At 37.2% G+C, this 16,261-nt stretch carries 15 protein-coding genes; 8 read left to right on the top strand and 7 right to left on the bottom strand.

Translation table 11 applies throughout. The features are described 5' to 3' along the window. Nucleotides 1-23 precede the first annotated feature (23 nt). From NG809_RS08150 to NG809_RS08180, 7 genes are all read left to right on the top strand, one after another. On the top strand, nt 24-1,790 hold the full coding sequence (locus NG809_RS08150; protein WP_262149627.1) for a WG repeat-containing protein: 1,767 nt from the start codon (nt 24-26) through the stop codon (nt 1,788-1,790). A gap of 14 nt (nt 1,791-1,804) precedes the next feature. Then, nucleotides 1,805-2,581 (top strand): polysaccharide deacetylase family protein, encoded by a 777-nt coding sequence (locus NG809_RS08155; protein ID WP_262149629.1) that lies wholly within the window; start codon nt 1,805-1,807, stop codon nt 2,579-2,581. A gap of 157 nt (nt 2,582-2,738) precedes the next feature. Further along, a complete protein-coding gene (locus NG809_RS08160; RefSeq protein WP_262149631.1) occupies nt 2,739-3,365 on the top strand; it encodes a LolA family protein in 627 nt (208 codons plus the stop codon). Further along, nucleotides 3,331-3,966, top strand: a complete 636-nt coding sequence (locus NG809_RS08165; RefSeq protein ID WP_262149633.1) for a hypothetical protein — start codon at nt 3,331-3,333, stop codon at nt 3,964-3,966. The genes NG809_RS08160 and NG809_RS08165 overlap by 35 nt, the downstream gene beginning before the upstream one ends. 1 nt (nt 3,967) lies before the next feature. Continuing rightward, nucleotides 3,968-4,342: a 3-hydroxyacyl-ACP dehydratase gene (locus NG809_RS08170; protein ID WP_262149635.1), complete on the top strand. Its 375-nt coding sequence runs from the start codon at nt 3,968-3,970 to the stop codon at nt 4,340-4,342. A gap of 2 nt (nt 4,343-4,344) precedes the next feature. Further along, a complete protein-coding gene (locus NG809_RS08175) occupies nt 4,345-4,830 on the top strand; it encodes a hypothetical protein (protein ID WP_262149636.1) in 486 nt (161 codons plus the stop codon). Further along, a complete protein-coding gene (locus NG809_RS08180) occupies nt 4,831-6,003 on the top strand; it encodes a DUF2062 domain-containing protein (RefSeq protein ID WP_262149637.1) in 1,173 nt (390 codons plus the stop codon). A gap of 457 nt (nt 6,004-6,460) precedes the next feature. On the opposite strand, the gene NG809_RS08185 is transcribed toward NG809_RS08180, so the two are convergent. The 7 genes from NG809_RS08185 to NG809_RS08215 form a co-directional block, all read right to left on the bottom strand. Next, nucleotides 6,461-8,122: a C45 family autoproteolytic acyltransferase/hydolase gene (locus tag NG809_RS08185; RefSeq protein ID WP_262149639.1), complete on the bottom strand. Its 1,662-nt coding sequence runs from the start codon at nt 8,120-8,122 to the stop codon at nt 6,461-6,463. Further along, on the bottom strand, nt 8,112-9,647 hold the full coding sequence (locus tag NG809_RS08190; protein ID WP_262149641.1) for a phytoene desaturase family protein: 1,536 nt from the start codon (nt 9,645-9,647) through the stop codon (nt 8,112-8,114). The genes NG809_RS08185 and NG809_RS08190 overlap by 11 nt, the downstream gene beginning before the upstream one ends. A 318-nt stretch (nt 9,648-9,965) precedes the next feature. Next, nucleotides 9,966-10,850: an LpxL/LpxP family acyltransferase gene (locus NG809_RS08195; RefSeq protein WP_262149642.1), complete on the bottom strand. Its 885-nt coding sequence runs from the start codon at nt 10,848-10,850 to the stop codon at nt 9,966-9,968. Between the two features lie 77 nt (nt 10,851-10,927). Beyond that, entirely contained in the window at nt 10,928-11,179 is a 252-nt protein-coding gene (locus NG809_RS08200; RefSeq protein ID WP_262149644.1) for an acyl carrier protein, read from the bottom strand. 6 nt (nt 11,180-11,185) lie between these two features. Beyond that, on the bottom strand, nt 11,186-12,406 hold the full coding sequence (locus tag NG809_RS08205) for a beta-ketoacyl-[acyl-carrier-protein] synthase family protein (protein ID WP_262149646.1): 1,221 nt from the start codon (nt 12,404-12,406) through the stop codon (nt 11,186-11,188). Between the two features lie 51 nt (nt 12,407-12,457). Beyond that, entirely contained in the window at nt 12,458-13,189 is a 732-nt protein-coding gene (gene fabG / locus NG809_RS08210; RefSeq protein ID WP_262149648.1) for a 3-oxoacyl-ACP reductase FabG, read from the bottom strand. 220 nt (nt 13,190-13,409) lie between these two features. After that, the gene (locus tag NG809_RS08215; RefSeq protein WP_262149649.1) at nt 13,410-14,924 is read right to left on the bottom strand and encodes an HAL/PAL/TAL family ammonia-lyase; all 1,515 of its coding nucleotides are present in this window, start codon (nt 14,922-14,924) and stop codon (nt 13,410-13,412) included. A 93-nt stretch (nt 14,925-15,017) separates the two neighbouring features. Here NG809_RS08215 and NG809_RS08220 point away from each other — a divergent pair, with 93 nt between their 5' ends. Then, complete coding sequence (locus NG809_RS08220; protein ID WP_262149651.1) at nt 15,018-16,259, top strand: NAD(P)/FAD-dependent oxidoreductase; 1,242 nt, start codon at nt 15,018-15,020, stop codon at nt 16,257-16,259. Nucleotides 16,260-16,261: the final 2 nt, after the last annotated feature.

The raw sequence follows: 16,261 nt of genomic DNA on the forward strand, positions 1-16,261 counted from the left end.
ATAAAAACACAAATAAAGGTGAGATGTCACACAGAATTTACATTTACAACGCACAAAATCATTCTGAGGAAAGTGAAAGCGATGTGATGATGGTAGAATGGGGCTACGAGGTTCCTCTGCTTCTTCAAAGTCTCTTTACCGGCGAAGGTTTTGTTGCAGGAAACATTTACAATGACCATACAGAGCCTGATAATTTCGGGCTTTATTTTGACGCACAAGCCGGCGTCGCAAATTTTAAAAAATTCTATCAGTTTTTAGAAAATTCAAATCTGATTGATGATTTAGAAAAATTTTCCGAAGCCAAAGAGAAACTTTTTAATTATCTTGATAAACTGAAACATCGTTATTTCCACATCGATGCCTGGGATGTTTTCAATATGGATGATGTTTCGCACGAGGAACAGGCAAAAGAGCTTTTAAAAGACATTCAGCAAAACAATCAGGTTTTCCAACAAGCAATGGAAGCTAATGATGCAGGTTTGCTGGACTCTAAAAATTTTACCAGTGACTCTCTTTTAGGTTTTACCAGTTTTAAAGAATTGTTGAATTATGTGGACTATGATTATGGCTGGGAACATATCTGGCAGGAATATATCGAGCCTAATCAAGTAGAAATTTTCGAAGAAAATGAACTTTGGGGACTTAAAGATGAAAATGGCAACGTATTAATTAAGCCGGTTTACGAAGCATTTTATGCTTTTGATTACTATTCAGACCTTGCCGTTGTTGTGAAAAATGAAAAGTTCGGCTATGTAAATAAACAGGGTGAAGAGATTATTCCTCTGATTTTCGACGATGCCTATGATTTTGAAACTTCACAAACAGCCATTGTAAAGACCGGCGAAAAATTTGGACTGATAAATTTGAAAGGTGAAATTATTTTGGAAGCATTGTATGAAGAAATGATTTTTTTGCAAAATGACGGTAACAACGAACTGTTCACTGCAAAACTCAACGACAAATACGGCCTGATTACATCTGACGGCGAAGTGAAAATTGATTTTATTTCCGACAATCCGTTTGAATCGAAAACGGGTTATTTTGATACAAAAGTAAACGGTCAAAAGGCGCATAATATCTTCACCAGAAATTTCGTCTACGTGGGCGATTATCCTGAAAATGCACTTGAAGGATTGAGCCATAATCATATTTTGGTAAAGCCACACAAAAATCAGCAAAAACACAAAATATATAATTCAAACGGAAATCTTTTGGTGGATGACTTTGACAAAATCATCAGAACAGATTATCTTCACGAAGCTTTGGTCATTCTTAAGAACAAAAAGAAAGCTCTTTTACATCTTGCGACAAGTGACTTACGCTTAGATTTTGAATATGACCAGATTGCGGAAATGGTAATCCTGAACAATAGTTTTGACTCAGATAAAATCCTTAAAGTTGAAAAAAATGGTTTGCTTGGTGTAATCGATTCTGGCGTTCCTCAAGGGTGGATTATTGAATTGGGAAATTATGATGACGCTCTGTTTTTATCTAAAAATATTTATGCTTTAAGAAGAGGCGATTTCTGGGCTCTAAAATATTTGAACGAAGATGAGCCATTAACTTTTGAATACGATTTAATTTACAGAAAGCCTCTATATCAGAGCGTTGCATACGCATTTTTTGGCAATGATGTGTATGTCGTAAAGGAAGATGGTTTGGAGTTTGCAAATGCTTACGAGGTTTTGGAGGATGTGAAAGACGATTATTCAATATATTATTTTGATGCGTATGCAAAAAAGAAATTGTCTGATTACGTGAAAAGAGAACTTGGCGAACAGCCAGATTAACTGACAATTAAAATATGAAACACTACCCATTCATCATCTTCTATCTTTTCCTGAACGCTGTTGTTTACGCATTCCAGGGAACAGTTTGGGTTTACATCTTCTGTTTCATTCTTTTTTCTTCAGTTGTCATTTGGGGTTCTTTTGATATTCAGTTGGGCTATTTCGTAAAAAGTTTTACACACAAACGAACAAAAATTAAAGAAATCGCTTTGACTTTTGATGACGGACCGACTGAGTTTACACCGAAGTTTTTAGATATATTAAAAGAAAACAACATCAAAGCCACATTTTTCTGTATCGGAAAACAGATTGAAAAACATCCCGAAACTTTCCAAAGAATCATTGCGGAAGGTCATTCAGTTGGTAATCATACCTATTCACATTCCAACAACACAGGATTTTTGTCGACTTCAAAAATGATTGAGGAAATTGAAAAATGTGACGAAGTGATGCTGAAAATTGGCAGTATTAAAACCAATTTATACCGTCCACCTTTTGGTGTAACCAATCCGAATATTGCCAAAGCCATCAGGAAAACCGCGAAAAAAAGCATCGGCTGGAATGTCCGTTCGCTTGACACAGTGATTGATGACGAGAAAAAAATCTACAAACGCATTACCAAAGATTTAAGAAAAGGTAGCATCATCCTGCTTCACGACACTTCCGGGAAAACCTACAATGTTTTGGTAGATTTATTGCTATTTTTGGAGCGTGAAAAATATTCAACTTTTGTTTTAACCACAAATCAAAGATTCGACGAAGTCAAAAGGCACAAAAGTTTTTTGCACTAAGTTCGTTGAAGGTAGAGATTCAATGTTATGAGAGAACAAAAAAGGTTTTTGAAAATTTAAAATTTGCCTTATTTGAACTTTTATTTTCAAAGACAATAAACTTTAAAATGGAACTTATCTTTTGTGACTTTTGTGGTCAGAATTTAAACAGTTAACAATGATTAAAAATATAGTTTTAGTAACATTTTTATTAATTTCAGGTTTTCTTTTCGCCCAAAATACGGCAATGACAAGCGCGGAATCAAAAGCATTTGTCACAAAAATTTCTGCAGAAACAAAGGAAATCAAAACCTTGCAAAGCGATTTTGTTCAGACAAAAAAAATGGATTTTTTAGACAAAAACATTGTCACTCAAGGCAGAATGTCCTTAAAATCTCCAAATGTGCTAAGCTGGAAATACACAAAACCTTATCAATACAGCATCATTTTCAAAGACAACAAAATTTTCATCAACGACCAGGGAAAAAAATCTTCGGTAGATGCGAAAAGTAAAACGTTTGAAAAAATCAATAAACTGATTGTTGGAAGCTCGAACGGAAAAATGTTCAGCGACCCTGAATTCTCTGTAGTTTATATGAAAAATTCAAGTTCGAACATTGCGAAATTCACTCCGAAATCTGCACAGTTGCTGAAGTACATTAAGCAAATCGAACTTCATTTTCCAAAAAATCAGACGACAGTTTCGCAGGTAAATATGACGGAAGCTTCGGGAGATACAACAAATATTGTTTTCAAAAACACCAAAATCAATGCGCCGATTCCTGTTGCAGAGTTTACTTTATAGTTCGGTTTTTCTGCTGTTGATTTCTTGCAAAACGTATCAACTGAAAGATGCTCAACCAGTTTCAAACTCCAAAACAGAAGTTGAAAATTTGTACTTTTCTTCAAACGAAGATTACGTCTACAAATGCCAGATGGAAGTTTACGGCAACGACATCAGCGGAATTCTTATCATCAAAAAAACCTCAGAAAACACACACAGAGTTGTGATGACCTCAGATTTTGGGAATAAAATGATTGACTTTGAAATTTCTGAAAACGATTTTAAACTCAATTACGTATTAGCAGATTTAGATAAAAAAATAGTCATCAATTTTCTGAAAAATGATTTTCAGGAATTACTAAGACAGAAATATGCTGTCGCCGAAAGTTTTGAAGATGAAAAATTCAGAATTTTCCGCTCTAAAGTTGGCAAGAAAGACTACTTCCTGTATTTTAACAAAGAAAATGCGCTGCTTCAACAAATGGTTTACACCAAAAAAAGGAAAGAAAAAATCAATTTTACTTTTGAAGCTAAAAAACCTACTTTTGCAGAGACGATTCATCTTGAACATAAAGATTTCAAGATAAACATCAAACTTTTTAAAATAACAGAAACTGAATAAAATGCAGACTATACTGACAGACTTTTACACATTGGAAGGCTACGAAAAATCAGAAAACGGGAGCTTCTCGGCTTGCATCACGCTGAATCAGAACCACGAAATTTTCAAAGGCCATTTCCCTGGAAATCCGGTGACGCCAGGCGTTTGTATGATGCAGATTGTAAAAGAACTCACAGAAGAATTTACAGGAAATAAATTATTCCTGAAATCTGCCTCCAACGTAAAATTCATGGCCATCATCAACCCTTTTGAAACGCCAAATCTGACGATGCAGCTTGATATTAAGGAAGTCGAAAACGAAGTGAAGGTAAAAAACACAACAGCTTTTGGCGAGACTATTGCATTAAAAATGTCTGTTAATTATACAAAGATTTAAATATGAAATTTTTATTTTCATTCATAACAGTATTATTTTTATTTTTCCAAAGTGGCGATTTGGATGCTTTGAGAAACGCTTACTCCAAAGCCAACGCCTCCAACGAAGGCGCAAAAAACTTCATTGAACTGGCCGATAAAAATTCCTCTTCAGACGCATTAGTCAAAGGCTACAAAGCAGCTGCAGAAATTCTGGAAGCCAAGGTGACGACCGAGAAAAACAAAAGAAAATCTTTCGTAAAATCCGGTGCAACACAACTGGAAAGCGTGATAAAATCAAATCCAAATAACGTAGAATTACGTTTAATCAGAATGAGCGTTCAGGAGAATATCCCGAAAATTGTGGGCTATTCTAAAAACCTGAAAGAAGATAAAGCATTCATTATCACTAACTATTCAAAGCAGAATGCCGCACTGAAAACGTACATCAAAAAATTCTCAATGCAGTCTAAAACAATGACCGCAACCGAGAAAAATTCGTTGAAATAAATGACACTTTCTGAAGTACAGAATGCAATTGACGAAAGGAAAATCTGCGTTTTAATACCAACTTATAACAATGCAAAGACGTTAAGAAGAGTCATTGACGGCGTTTTGGACTACACCCAAGACATTATCATTGTCAACGACGGTTCCACAGATTCTACTTCAGAAATTTTAAAAACCTATCCGCAACTCACCGCCATCCACCTTCCCGAAAACAAAGGAAAGGGAAACGGACTGAAAATCGGTTTCAGGAAAGCAAAAGAACTTGGCTACCATCACGCCATCACGATTGATTCTGACGGACAACACTATCCCAACGATATTCCCGTTTTTGTGAATGCTTTACTTGAAGAAAACGAAGATGTTTTACTGATTGGCAACCGAAATATGTCGCAGGACGGCATTCCCAAAAAAAGCAGTTTCGGAAACCGCTTTTCCAACTTTTGGTTTTGGTTCGAGACCGGAATTAAGCTTGAAGACACACAATCCGGCTATCGTTTATATCCTCTACACAAAATTCCGAAGAAATATTTCACACCAAAATTCGAGTTTGAAATTGAAATCATTGTTCGAACCGCCTGGCGTCATATTCCCGTAAAAAATGTTCCCATAAAAGTGCTGTATGACCCTGCAGAACGGGTTTCCCACTTCAGACCGTTCAAAGATTTTACGAGAATCAGCATTCTCAATACGATTTTGGTCACCATCACGCTCCTCTACATCATTCCGCGGAATTTCATCAATAATTTCAGAAAAAAAAGCTTTAAAAAATTCATCAAAGAAGATGTTCTGGAAAGCGACGGCAGCAACCGCACCAAGGCCTTTTCCATTGCGCTGGGCGTGTTCGTGGGCTTCTCGCCGTTTTGGGGATTTCACACGCTGCTGGTGATTTCGCTGTCCGTGCTTTTTAAGCTCAACAAAGTGCTCGCATTCATCGCATCCAACGTGAGTCTGCCGCCGTTTATTCCTTTCATCATCGTGGCTTCCCTGTTTTTGGGTTCACCTTTCGTAGAAGGAGACAGCGACATTTTCAATCAGGAATGGAATTTTGAACTGGTAAAAAATCACTTTTTACAATACATCATCGGAAGCATGATTTTGGCAATTTCAATGTCAGCCATTTTGTGGATTGCCACGTTTCTGTTCTTAAATAAAGTCAGTCCAGAAAATAATTAAAATAATTTGGGCAGCTGTATCCGCCTTCCGTTCCCGCTTTTTTTCTGTCATTGCGAAGAAATGGTAACCTAAAAAAAACTTTTCGTCCACGCAATGCCAGAAAAAAGAGCTCCACTCAAGTCGGGCTGCGAAGACGTTTCGTCTTTTTTTTCAATATTTCGAACAACTATAACTCAATAAAATATCTCAATTTTTCGTCCCCGCACCCTTCCACGAAGTGGCTGAATAGGAATAGCCGTGGCTAAAACCATGGAAACAACAGTAAAGCAATCGAACCACAAACTCTTTAAATTTAAATAGCTCTTGGTTAAATCGAGCAACCAGATTAGGCGAAGACAATCTAAGGATAACAAATAATACAACAACAGAACCACGAAGTGGTTCAATTTGAATAGCCGTGGGTGAAACCCATGGATGAAAACAACACAGAAACTGAACCACGAAGTGGTTCAACTAATCATTTCAATCTCTTCCCCGTTTTCTTCAAAAATTTCTCAACATTTTTTCTATCCGGCACTGTTGTAATCTCCTTCGTCAACGCTTTTTCAAATTCAAACTTAGCTTTTGAATATTCTTTTTGTTGAAAATAATATCTGCCCGCCTGATAGTAGACTACCCAAAAATCAGGATTCAAAGAATGATAATGCGGAATAAAACCGTCTGACAAAACAACGTCATTGCCATCAATTGCATTTTGAACTTCACCGTTCGCAAATTTAAATTCTTCATAATCTTCAAACGCCTGAGAATCTAAAAATGAATCTTTCGCAATATTCAGTTCCGGTTTTGAAAAATCACCATCTTTCAATCTTTCATTCGAAAAAATTTCATTCAAATCATAACAGACAAATTCTCCCAGCTGATACGGACTTGAAGACACCCAAACCAATCTCTTCTCGGGCGAAAAAATCACGGCATGATGTGCCAGCAACTGATTGATTGCTTTTTCATTCCCATAACCGATACTTTTATCTTTCAAACCAGACTTATCTCTGAGAATGGAAGCCATTTTCTCAGGATTAAGCTTTTTATTCTCTTGCAAAAGCTCCTGAAGCTTTTCGTATCGGTATGCGGAATGGCTTTCTACAATATGTTTTTGATTTCTTTTATCATTTTTATACGCATCCGACTGAAAATGATTCGTACAGAAAACCCTGCTTGAATTAGCGACATCATAAACACCGAAATTTTTAGGTGAAACTTCAATGATGACTGCTTTTTTATCATTTGCACTTCCAACCAAAATAGATTCAGAGACAAAAACCTTCCGCTTCTTTGCAATTTCAACTGCCTCATCAATGTTCTTTGCATATTGCAAAATCTCTCTCGTCACCAAAGAAATCGGCGTTTTTGCCGTTAAGGGAATTTTAGATTTTCCTGCGTTAATCGTTACTGTAATTCCTTCCTTATTCATTCCGGAAACGACGCCAATCATTCCGGGCCAGCTCACCGACAGGTATGGAATTCCATTTTCCGGTTCAACAAATTCAATCAATTTATTTTTTGCAAAATCATCGCCGACGTAAAAATCGAAATTTCTTCCGATTAATAAATCTCCATCTTCCGTATTTTCATTCCAGACTGCGAGAGAAGTACAGCCAACGACCATCAAATCCTGCATGGCGTGACCGATGTCGTGAGCACCGTGCAGATACATCGCTCTTCTGAATTTCGGTGCGATATAATCATATCTGTCTGATGAATATTGAGATAATCCGTACAATTCTGCCTGAAAATCATCTCTCACATTGAGATACATTTTCCTGTTGTACCATTTAAGAAAACCTCGCAACAGATTTTGTTTAAATTTCGATGGAACAAATGTTTCTACTTTTGAAAAGAAAATTTCTTCCTGCTTCTGCATCAGGTTTTGAGTTAGTGCTCCATTGTTATAACCGAGTTGTAAAGGATTTCCTTTGATGTACAATTCCCAAAGCTGCTGCTTATTTTTGGTTAAATAATTTTGTTTAAATGAAAAAGTAGAATCATTCATCTTCTGAACTTTCGGAATTTCCAAAGCATATTGTTTAATTTCCGGAATGTGTTTTACAGACTTTCTTGTTCCGCATGAAAGAAGACTTAAAATACAAAATATATAAACTAAAATTCTATTTTTCATCAGTTTGATTTAAAACCTGAGTCAAACGTTCGTCAATTAATTCCTTCCCTAAAATCTCAGCGCAAGTGTTAAACGCACCAATGGTACAGCCCAAAATCCCATGCATATTTACAGATTGGCCAGTCAGGAAGAGATTATCAATTTTAGTTCTTGGTGAAACCATCGTTTTTAAAGGATTTTCTGAGCTTTTGATGTAACCGTACATATTTCCCTCGAAACTGCCGATGTAATCGCGATACGACAAAGGTGAAGATGTGTAAATACTTTTTATTGAATCTCTCAGATTTGGGATTTTCTTTTCTAAGGCCTGAATCATTTTTCCAGCTTTTTCCAGTTTGAATTTTTCGTATAATTCATCTCTTTCCTGCTGATTTGCGATTGTGTTGAATGTATTTTCCCATTCTTTTACTTCCTCAAAATCCATGTAGGAAATGGCTGTCAGACTTTCTGCAAATTCGGGCTGATGCTTCGAAGGTGTGGAAGACAGCATATACGTTTCCGGCCAGTTTTCTTTTTTATATTGAGAAGCTTTCCAAACTAAATCTTTAGATGAAAAGTGGTACACATTGTAATCAAAATTTGAAATAGCACTTGGTTTTAAAACCAGATACACGCTAAAACATGATGAAACCGGCTCCCAGCTTAATATTCTGTTGAGGAAAGACTTTTTCAGTCGGTTTTCTCCAATCAGTTTTATGGCAGAGCGGATTTCAATATTTGAAATAAACTGTTGGGCAAAATATTCTTCCCCATCTTTGGTTTTAGCAGACTTTAACACATTGTCTTCATCAAAATTAAACTCAGTCACTTCAGAATGTTTGAAGACATCCGCTCCGTATTCCCGTAATTTTTTGATGAGTAGTTTTGAAATCTGGCTTCCACCTTTCACACATTTGTAAGCACTTTGAACATAAGAATTGATGGTCAGCGCATGAACGTAAAACGGTGTATTCTCAGAATCTCCGGCATAGAGAAAATTTGAACCCAACAAAACCGCTTGAAGTTTTTCGTTTGAGGTAATTGATTCAATGAATCTTTTGGTGTTGAGATGCAGAATTTCTTCACTGTAACTGTTTTGTCCGACCACATTATATCTTGGAAAATAGTTGCAAACCCGCTGGATTTCCTCACAATAATTTTCCAGATTTTCTTTTTCGTCAGGAAAATATACTGAAAGCTGTTTTACAAAATTGTCGTAACCCTGAGCGTGAGGATACTCAATCTCATCGTCTTCAAAAGTGATTTTATCGTAACCGTCTTCATCCATTTTCTGGAGCTGGAGGTCATCCATAATTTCTAAATACGAAAAGAACTGATGCAGATTTTGCCCTTGTGACAGTCCGCCAAGATAATGGACGCCTGTATCAAAAATGAGTTTGTCACGTGAAAATGTCTGAAGGTTTCCGCCATATTGATTGTTTTTTTCGAGAACGCAGACTTTCAGACCATCTTTCGCCAAAATAAGCGCCGAAACAAGACCGCCGAGACCGCTGCCAATGACCAATATGTCGTAGTTTTTTTTCAAATTCTGATTACAGTTTTTAAGGGGAAAAGGTACAAAAGTTTATCAAATTGTTTAGAATAAATGTGCTTATTTAAACAAAGGTTTGCAAAGATTTCTGCGAAGAAAGCGTTAAAAGATTTCCCACAGATAGCACAGATTTTCACAGATGAGAAACTGTCTCTTTTTACTTTTTATTTGGCTCTTTTAAAACATAGAATTGCCCGCAGCCCGACTTGAACGGAGCTCTTTTTGTGAGGAGGTACGACGAGCAAAAAAGCGGGAGTGGAAGGCGGAAAAGCTGCCCAAATAAAAATTATGAACTCAGTATCAAATAAGAAATCAATCTACATCGTCCCAAAAGTCGAAGTAATTGAACCATTGGAGTGGATATTTTCTGACCATCGATTCGAGATTTTGGGTGTAGGAATTGAGAAGTCCCTGTGCATCGCGTTTTTTAACCTGCTGAGCGACTCTTGCGTACAAATGATAATGTAGATTTTTCTCCTTCATCACATAAACATAAACCACGGGAACGCCCAATCTTGAGGCAATGAGAAAAGGACCCGCCGGAAATTTTGCGGATTTCCCAAGCAAATCGGCTTCAAGGAATTTTGAACCTTCGAAGTAACGGTCGCCGGTGAAACAGATGAGTTCGTTTTTTGACAGCGCTTCGTTGATGTCGAAAATGTGCGACATATCGTCTTTTACGTAGATGAATTTGATGTTGCTCTGCTTCACAGAAACGCTTTCGAGGTATTCTTTGATGACGGTAACCTCTTGGTCTGTCGTCACTAAGTTAATCTGACAATCGAAATCAATGTCGGCGAAAAAATGTTCGGCAATTTCGAAATTTCCGATGTGGGCGCTGATGAGAACGCCGCCTTTTTTCTCGGCAAGAAGGTTACGAAGGTTTTCGATTCCATCGAATTCGTAAGTATATTTTTCACGTAAACCTGCTGAGATGGCGGTTTTGTCGATTAAAGTCTGACCGAATGTGAAGTAGCTCTTATAAACCGAAATTCTCGTTTTCCAGGAACTGAAGTTGAGCCTTTTTTTGAAGTAATATGAAATGTATTGGTTGCTCTTTTTTTCGAATAAAAAGTAGTAGGAAGCAACAAAATAAAGTACAAAATACGAACTGCGGATTCCAATATTCCTAATGCACCAGACGAAAATTCTGTACCCTAAGATGGTGCCTTTAGACTTGCCTTTCCACTTGTTCATAGTTTCAATTTAACAATGTATCAATGTAACAGTGTAACAATTTTTGTGCATTGGTACATCGCTATATTGTTATATTGCTACATTTTTAAGGAGATTTTGTTTTCGATTGTTGAGTAAAAATCGTCGAAAGTGATGATGTCTTTGAAATCGGCTTCGCCTAATTTCACACCAAAATTGGATTCGATGACCACCACCAAATCGATATAATCTAAACTGTCTAAGCCCAAAGTTTTCTTGAAGTGGGCGTCATTGCTGATTTCGTCGGCATCTACCTCAAATTCATTGATTAAAAAATCATTAGCAACGGCAACAATTTTTTCTCTTTCCATGTTTTTTTATTCAAATTTTTTAACGATTAATGCGGAATTGGTTCCCCCAAATCCGAAAGAATTCGACAAAAATACGTCAATTTTTTGATTTTTAGTTTCGGAGATTAAATTTATCTTTTTTGCGTCTTCATCGGGATTTTCCAAATTGATGTTGGGAGCCACAAAACCGTTCTGCATCATCAGAATGGAGTAAATCACTTCACTCGCACCTGCCATCCAGCATTCGTGACCGGTCATTGATTTGGTTGAGCTTACCGGAACTTCACTTCCGAAAATTTCGTGAATTGCTTTTGCCTCGTTGGCATCGCCGATGGGTGTGGAAGTCGCATGAGCATTGATATAATCGACATCTTTCACTTCAAGACCGGATTGTTTCAAAGCCCGGTTCATTGCTAAAGCCGGCCCGTCGATATTCGGAGTGGAAATATGTCCGCCATTGGAAGAAAAGCCGTAACCAACGATTTCTGCAATGATATTGGCACCTCTTTTTTGGGCTGATTCCAAACTTTCAACAATTAAAGTTGCGGCACCACCGCTTGGAATTAAGCCGTCTCTGTCTGAATCGAAAGGTCTTGAAGCTTTGGTTGGTTCATTTTCTCTTGTTGAAAAAACGCCCAGTCCATCGAAGCTCGCCATTGAATATTTGTTGGTTTCCTGCGCACCACCGCAAACGATGATGTCCTGAAAACCGTTTTTAATCATCATATACGCCAATCCCAGAGAGTGCGAACCGCTTGCACAGGCTGCGCTGATGGTTAAATTGATTCCTCTTAATTTAAAAATGGTGGAAAGATTCATCGTTACTGTGGAGTTCATCGATTTGAAAATCGCTCCTGAACCCATCAAAGTGGTGTCTTTTTTTTCTCTTGCGATGTCGATTGATTCTACGACTGCTTTGGAAACGCTGTCGTTTCCATATAAAATTCCGACTTCATTCTGGTCGAGAAAATCCTGATTGATATTGGCTTGTTGTAAAGCATCAAGTGTTGCGATGTAGGCATACTCGCTTTCTTCGCCCATGCTTACACGTTGTCTACGATTCAAAAGATTCTTCAAATCCGGCTTGGGAACAACGCCGCTAAGGCCGGACCTGAAGCCGAATTCTTTTCTCTCATCGACCAAAACAATTCCGGATTTACCTTGATACAGGGATTCTTTCACTTCCTCCAAAGAAGTGCCGATGCAAGAATAAATTCCCATTCCGGTAATGACTACCCTATTTTCCATTCTATAAATTCAAGATTTAAAATTCAAAGTTCAAAATTACTGCTCTAAATTTTAAGAATAAATTCCTCCGTTAATATTAATAATTTCTCCTGTGATGTAGGAAGATTTTTTTGAGGCTAAAAATGCGACCAAATCTGCCACTTCTTCTGCTTCCCCGAAACGGTTGGCCGGAATCATCGCTTTCAGTTCGTCTTCATTGAAATCCTGTGTCATATCGGTTTTGATGAAGCCTGGCGCCACAGCATTTACTGTGATATTCCTTTTGGCAACTTCCTGAGCCAACGCTTTTGTAACGCCAACCAAAGCACCTTTTGCTGCTGAATAATTTGTCTGTCCGGCCGTTCCTTTCACTCCGGAAACGGAAACCATATTGATTATTCTGCCGTATTTGTTTCTTAATAATTTCTGAATGAAAAAATTGGTTACGTTATAAAAACCGTTTAAGCTCGTGTTAATCACCGAGTTCCAGTCTTCGCTTGGCATCCACATAAATAATCCGTCTCTTGTGATTCCGGCATTGTTGACAATCACCTCAACGATAGATTTTGGATTATTTTCCTGCCATTCATTTAAAACTTTTTGAGTTTCTTCAGCATTTCCTACATCGAATTTAAGAATTTCTCCGGTAGAACCCAACTCTTCAACTTTGGTTAAAGTTTCCTTTGCTGCGACTTCATTTGAAGTGTAGTTGATGAGAATATGGTAATTTTTTTCTTCAGCCAGTTTGATACAGATTGCTCTTCCGATACCTCGGGAACCACCTGTTATGATTGCACATTTCATGTGTAGTTTTTATATTTTATTGTTGAACCCTTTCAGGGTTCGGATTGTATTTTTCCTATTTATTTCCATAGGTTTCACCTACGGCTATTCATATTGAACCCTTCGGGTTTTGATTGCATCTTCCAGTTTCCTTGCCCTAGGTTTGGCTTCGCCGAAGTTTGTATCAAAATTTTATCTACGACTGTTTATATTGAAACCTTCGGGTTTTCTGATTTCCAAATTAGTTTTTCAGATATTCTTTTACTTTCTCTACAAACGGATACATAATCAAATCTTCTTTGAAAGCTGGAACAATTGCCCGAACTTCATCGTATAATTTTTTTGTATTTGATGAAATTTCGTTCTGACATTCTAAAAACTCTATCGCCTGAACAACCGTAATCAATTCGATTGCCAAAACCTCGAAAGCATTGTTAATAACCTTGCTACAAATCACCGCAGAATTGGTTCCCATACTCACGATATCCTGATTATCATTGTTATTCGGAATACTGTGAACATACATCGGATTCGACAGCATCTGACTTTCTGCTGTTGTGGAAGTTGCAGTGAACTGAACGCCTTGCATTCCGAAATTCAATCCTAATTTTCCGAGATTGACAAATGGTGGGAAAATCTCGTTGATTTTTGCATTGAGAAGATAATTCAACTGTCTTTCTGCAAGCATCGTCAGTTTTGTAATCACGATTTTCAGCTTGTCCATTTCCAGAGAAATATAATCGCCGTGGAAGTTTCCGCCGTGGTAAACGTGTTGGTCTTCGGGAATGATAATCGGATTATCATTGGCAGAATTAATTTCATCTTCCAGGATTTTTTCCGTGAATTCCAAAGTATCTAAAACCGGCCCTAAAATCTGAGGAACACAACGTAATGAATAATACTCCTGAACTTTATCTTTGAAGATTTCCTCTTTATTTTCTTTGTTATAGAGATGATCTTCTCTTTTTCTGATTAATTTGCTGTCAGAAAGACTTTCGCGCATTCTGGACGCGATTTTTTGTTGGCCTTCATGTCTTTTTGTCGAGTTCAAAGCTTCAGAAAAATGGTCATCGTAGGCTTTAACAATTTCATTGATTGCACACGAAAGTTTCACTGAAATATCGACTAACTTTCTTGAATAATAGGCGTTGATAATTCCAATTCCCGTCATTGTGGAAGTTCCGTTCATCAATCCTAGACCTTCACGGATGTGAACTTTTATCGGTTCAAGATTTAATTCGGCAAAAACATCTTTGGTTGCGCGTCTTTTATTATTATAGAAAACTTCTCCTTCTCCAATTAAAACCAAAGCCAAATGCGCCAACTGAACTAAATCGCCACTTGCGCCAACGCCACCGTGTTCGAAAATCAACGGCGTAACATCTTTGTTAATCAATTCTTTAAGTAAAAAAACAACAGAAGGATGAATACCGGATTTTCCTAAACTTAATGTGTTCAATCTCGCCAACATTACCGCTTTTGCAGATTGAGGCGAAAGTGGATTTCCCACACCTGAAGAGTGGCTTCTAATTAAATTATACTGAAGCTGATTTCTGTTTTCTTCACTGATTCTATACTGCGCCATTGGCCCAAAACCAGTGTTTACGCCATAAATAACTTTATCTTTGGAAAATTCTTCTAAAAAACTGAAACCGTTTTCTACTTTGGAAATCAGTGTTTCACTTAATTCAAGCGTTTCTTTATCAAAAATAATTTTATAAAAATCCTCTAATTGGAGGTTAGCCGTTAATATCATCTATCAATATTTAAAAAAAGAAAAAAAACTGATTTGGAATCAATTTTTTGTGATTAATTTTGTGACGCAAATATAGATAGAATATCACACAAAATGAAAGAATTTGTAGATGTCCTTGTGATTGGCGCCGGACCTTCCGGTTGTGTCTCTTCCGCATATCTTCATAACAACGGCGTAAAGGTGAAAGTGGTGGAAAAAACCATGTTCCCAAGATTAGTTGTTGGTGAAAGCCTGATTCCGCGGGTGATGGATCATTTTGAAGAAGCCGGATTATTTCCGGCATTAGATAAAATGGGCTTCGAAAAGAAACTTGGTGCACGTTTTATGCGGGGTGATGAAGTCTGCATTTTCGATTTCAGCAATAAATTCGGCGAAGGCTGGGACTGGACGTGGCAGGTTCCAAGAGCTGATTTCGACAATACTTTGGCTCAGGAAGTGATTAACAAAGGAGTTGATCTTGAATTTGAAACTGAAGTAATCGGCATTGAATTTAACGGAACAGATTCTATAACAACTGTAAAAAGCAAAGACGGAAAAACCAAGGAAATCCATGCAAAATTTGTGATTGATTCCAGCGGTTACGGAAGAGTTTTACCGAGACTTTTAGATTTAGAAAAGCCTTCAAAACTTTCTCCGCATTCGGCAATTTTTGCTCACGTGGAAGACATTAACAGAGAAGAAGGTGAAGAAGGAACTTTAATTTCTTTTGATATTATTGAAACGGAAGTTTGGCTTTGGGTAATCCCATTTTCGAATGGAAACACAAGTGTCGGAATTGTTGGTCCGACTGAATATATTGAAAAACTATCTGAAAAAGGCGATACTGCTGAAGCTTTGAGAAAAGCAATTTCACTTTCCGATTATTATGTAAAACGTTTCGGAGATGTAGATTTTCTTTTTGAACCAAAACATCTGAAAGATTATTCCTGTTCCGTTAAAAAATTATTCGGAGACGGATTTGCTTTAACAGGGAACGCTTCAGAATTTCTTGATCCTGTTTTTTCTTCAGGAATGGCATTTGCAACAGAAGGAGGGATGACTGCCGCAAAACTGGCAATAAGACAGTTAAACGGTGAAAAAGTCGATTGGCAGACAGAATTTGCAGATTATATTTTATATGGCGTTAACGTTTTTACAACATACGTAAAAGAATGGTACACGGGAAATCTTCAGGAATTATTTTTCCATCAGCCGGAAAATCCTGATGTGAAAAGAAAAATCTGTGCAGTTTTGGCCGGATATGTTTGGAACAAAAAAAATACATTTGTAAGAATTCACGACACGGCAATTGTTAATTTAGCCAATTTCATTAAAACAGAAAAAATGCAATCATAAAA

Origin of the sequence: Chryseobacterium foetidum (assembly GCF_025457425.1) — a bacterium.
GTDB classification, from domain to species: domain Bacteria; phylum Bacteroidota; class Bacteroidia; order Flavobacteriales; family Weeksellaceae; genus Chryseobacterium; species Chryseobacterium foetidum.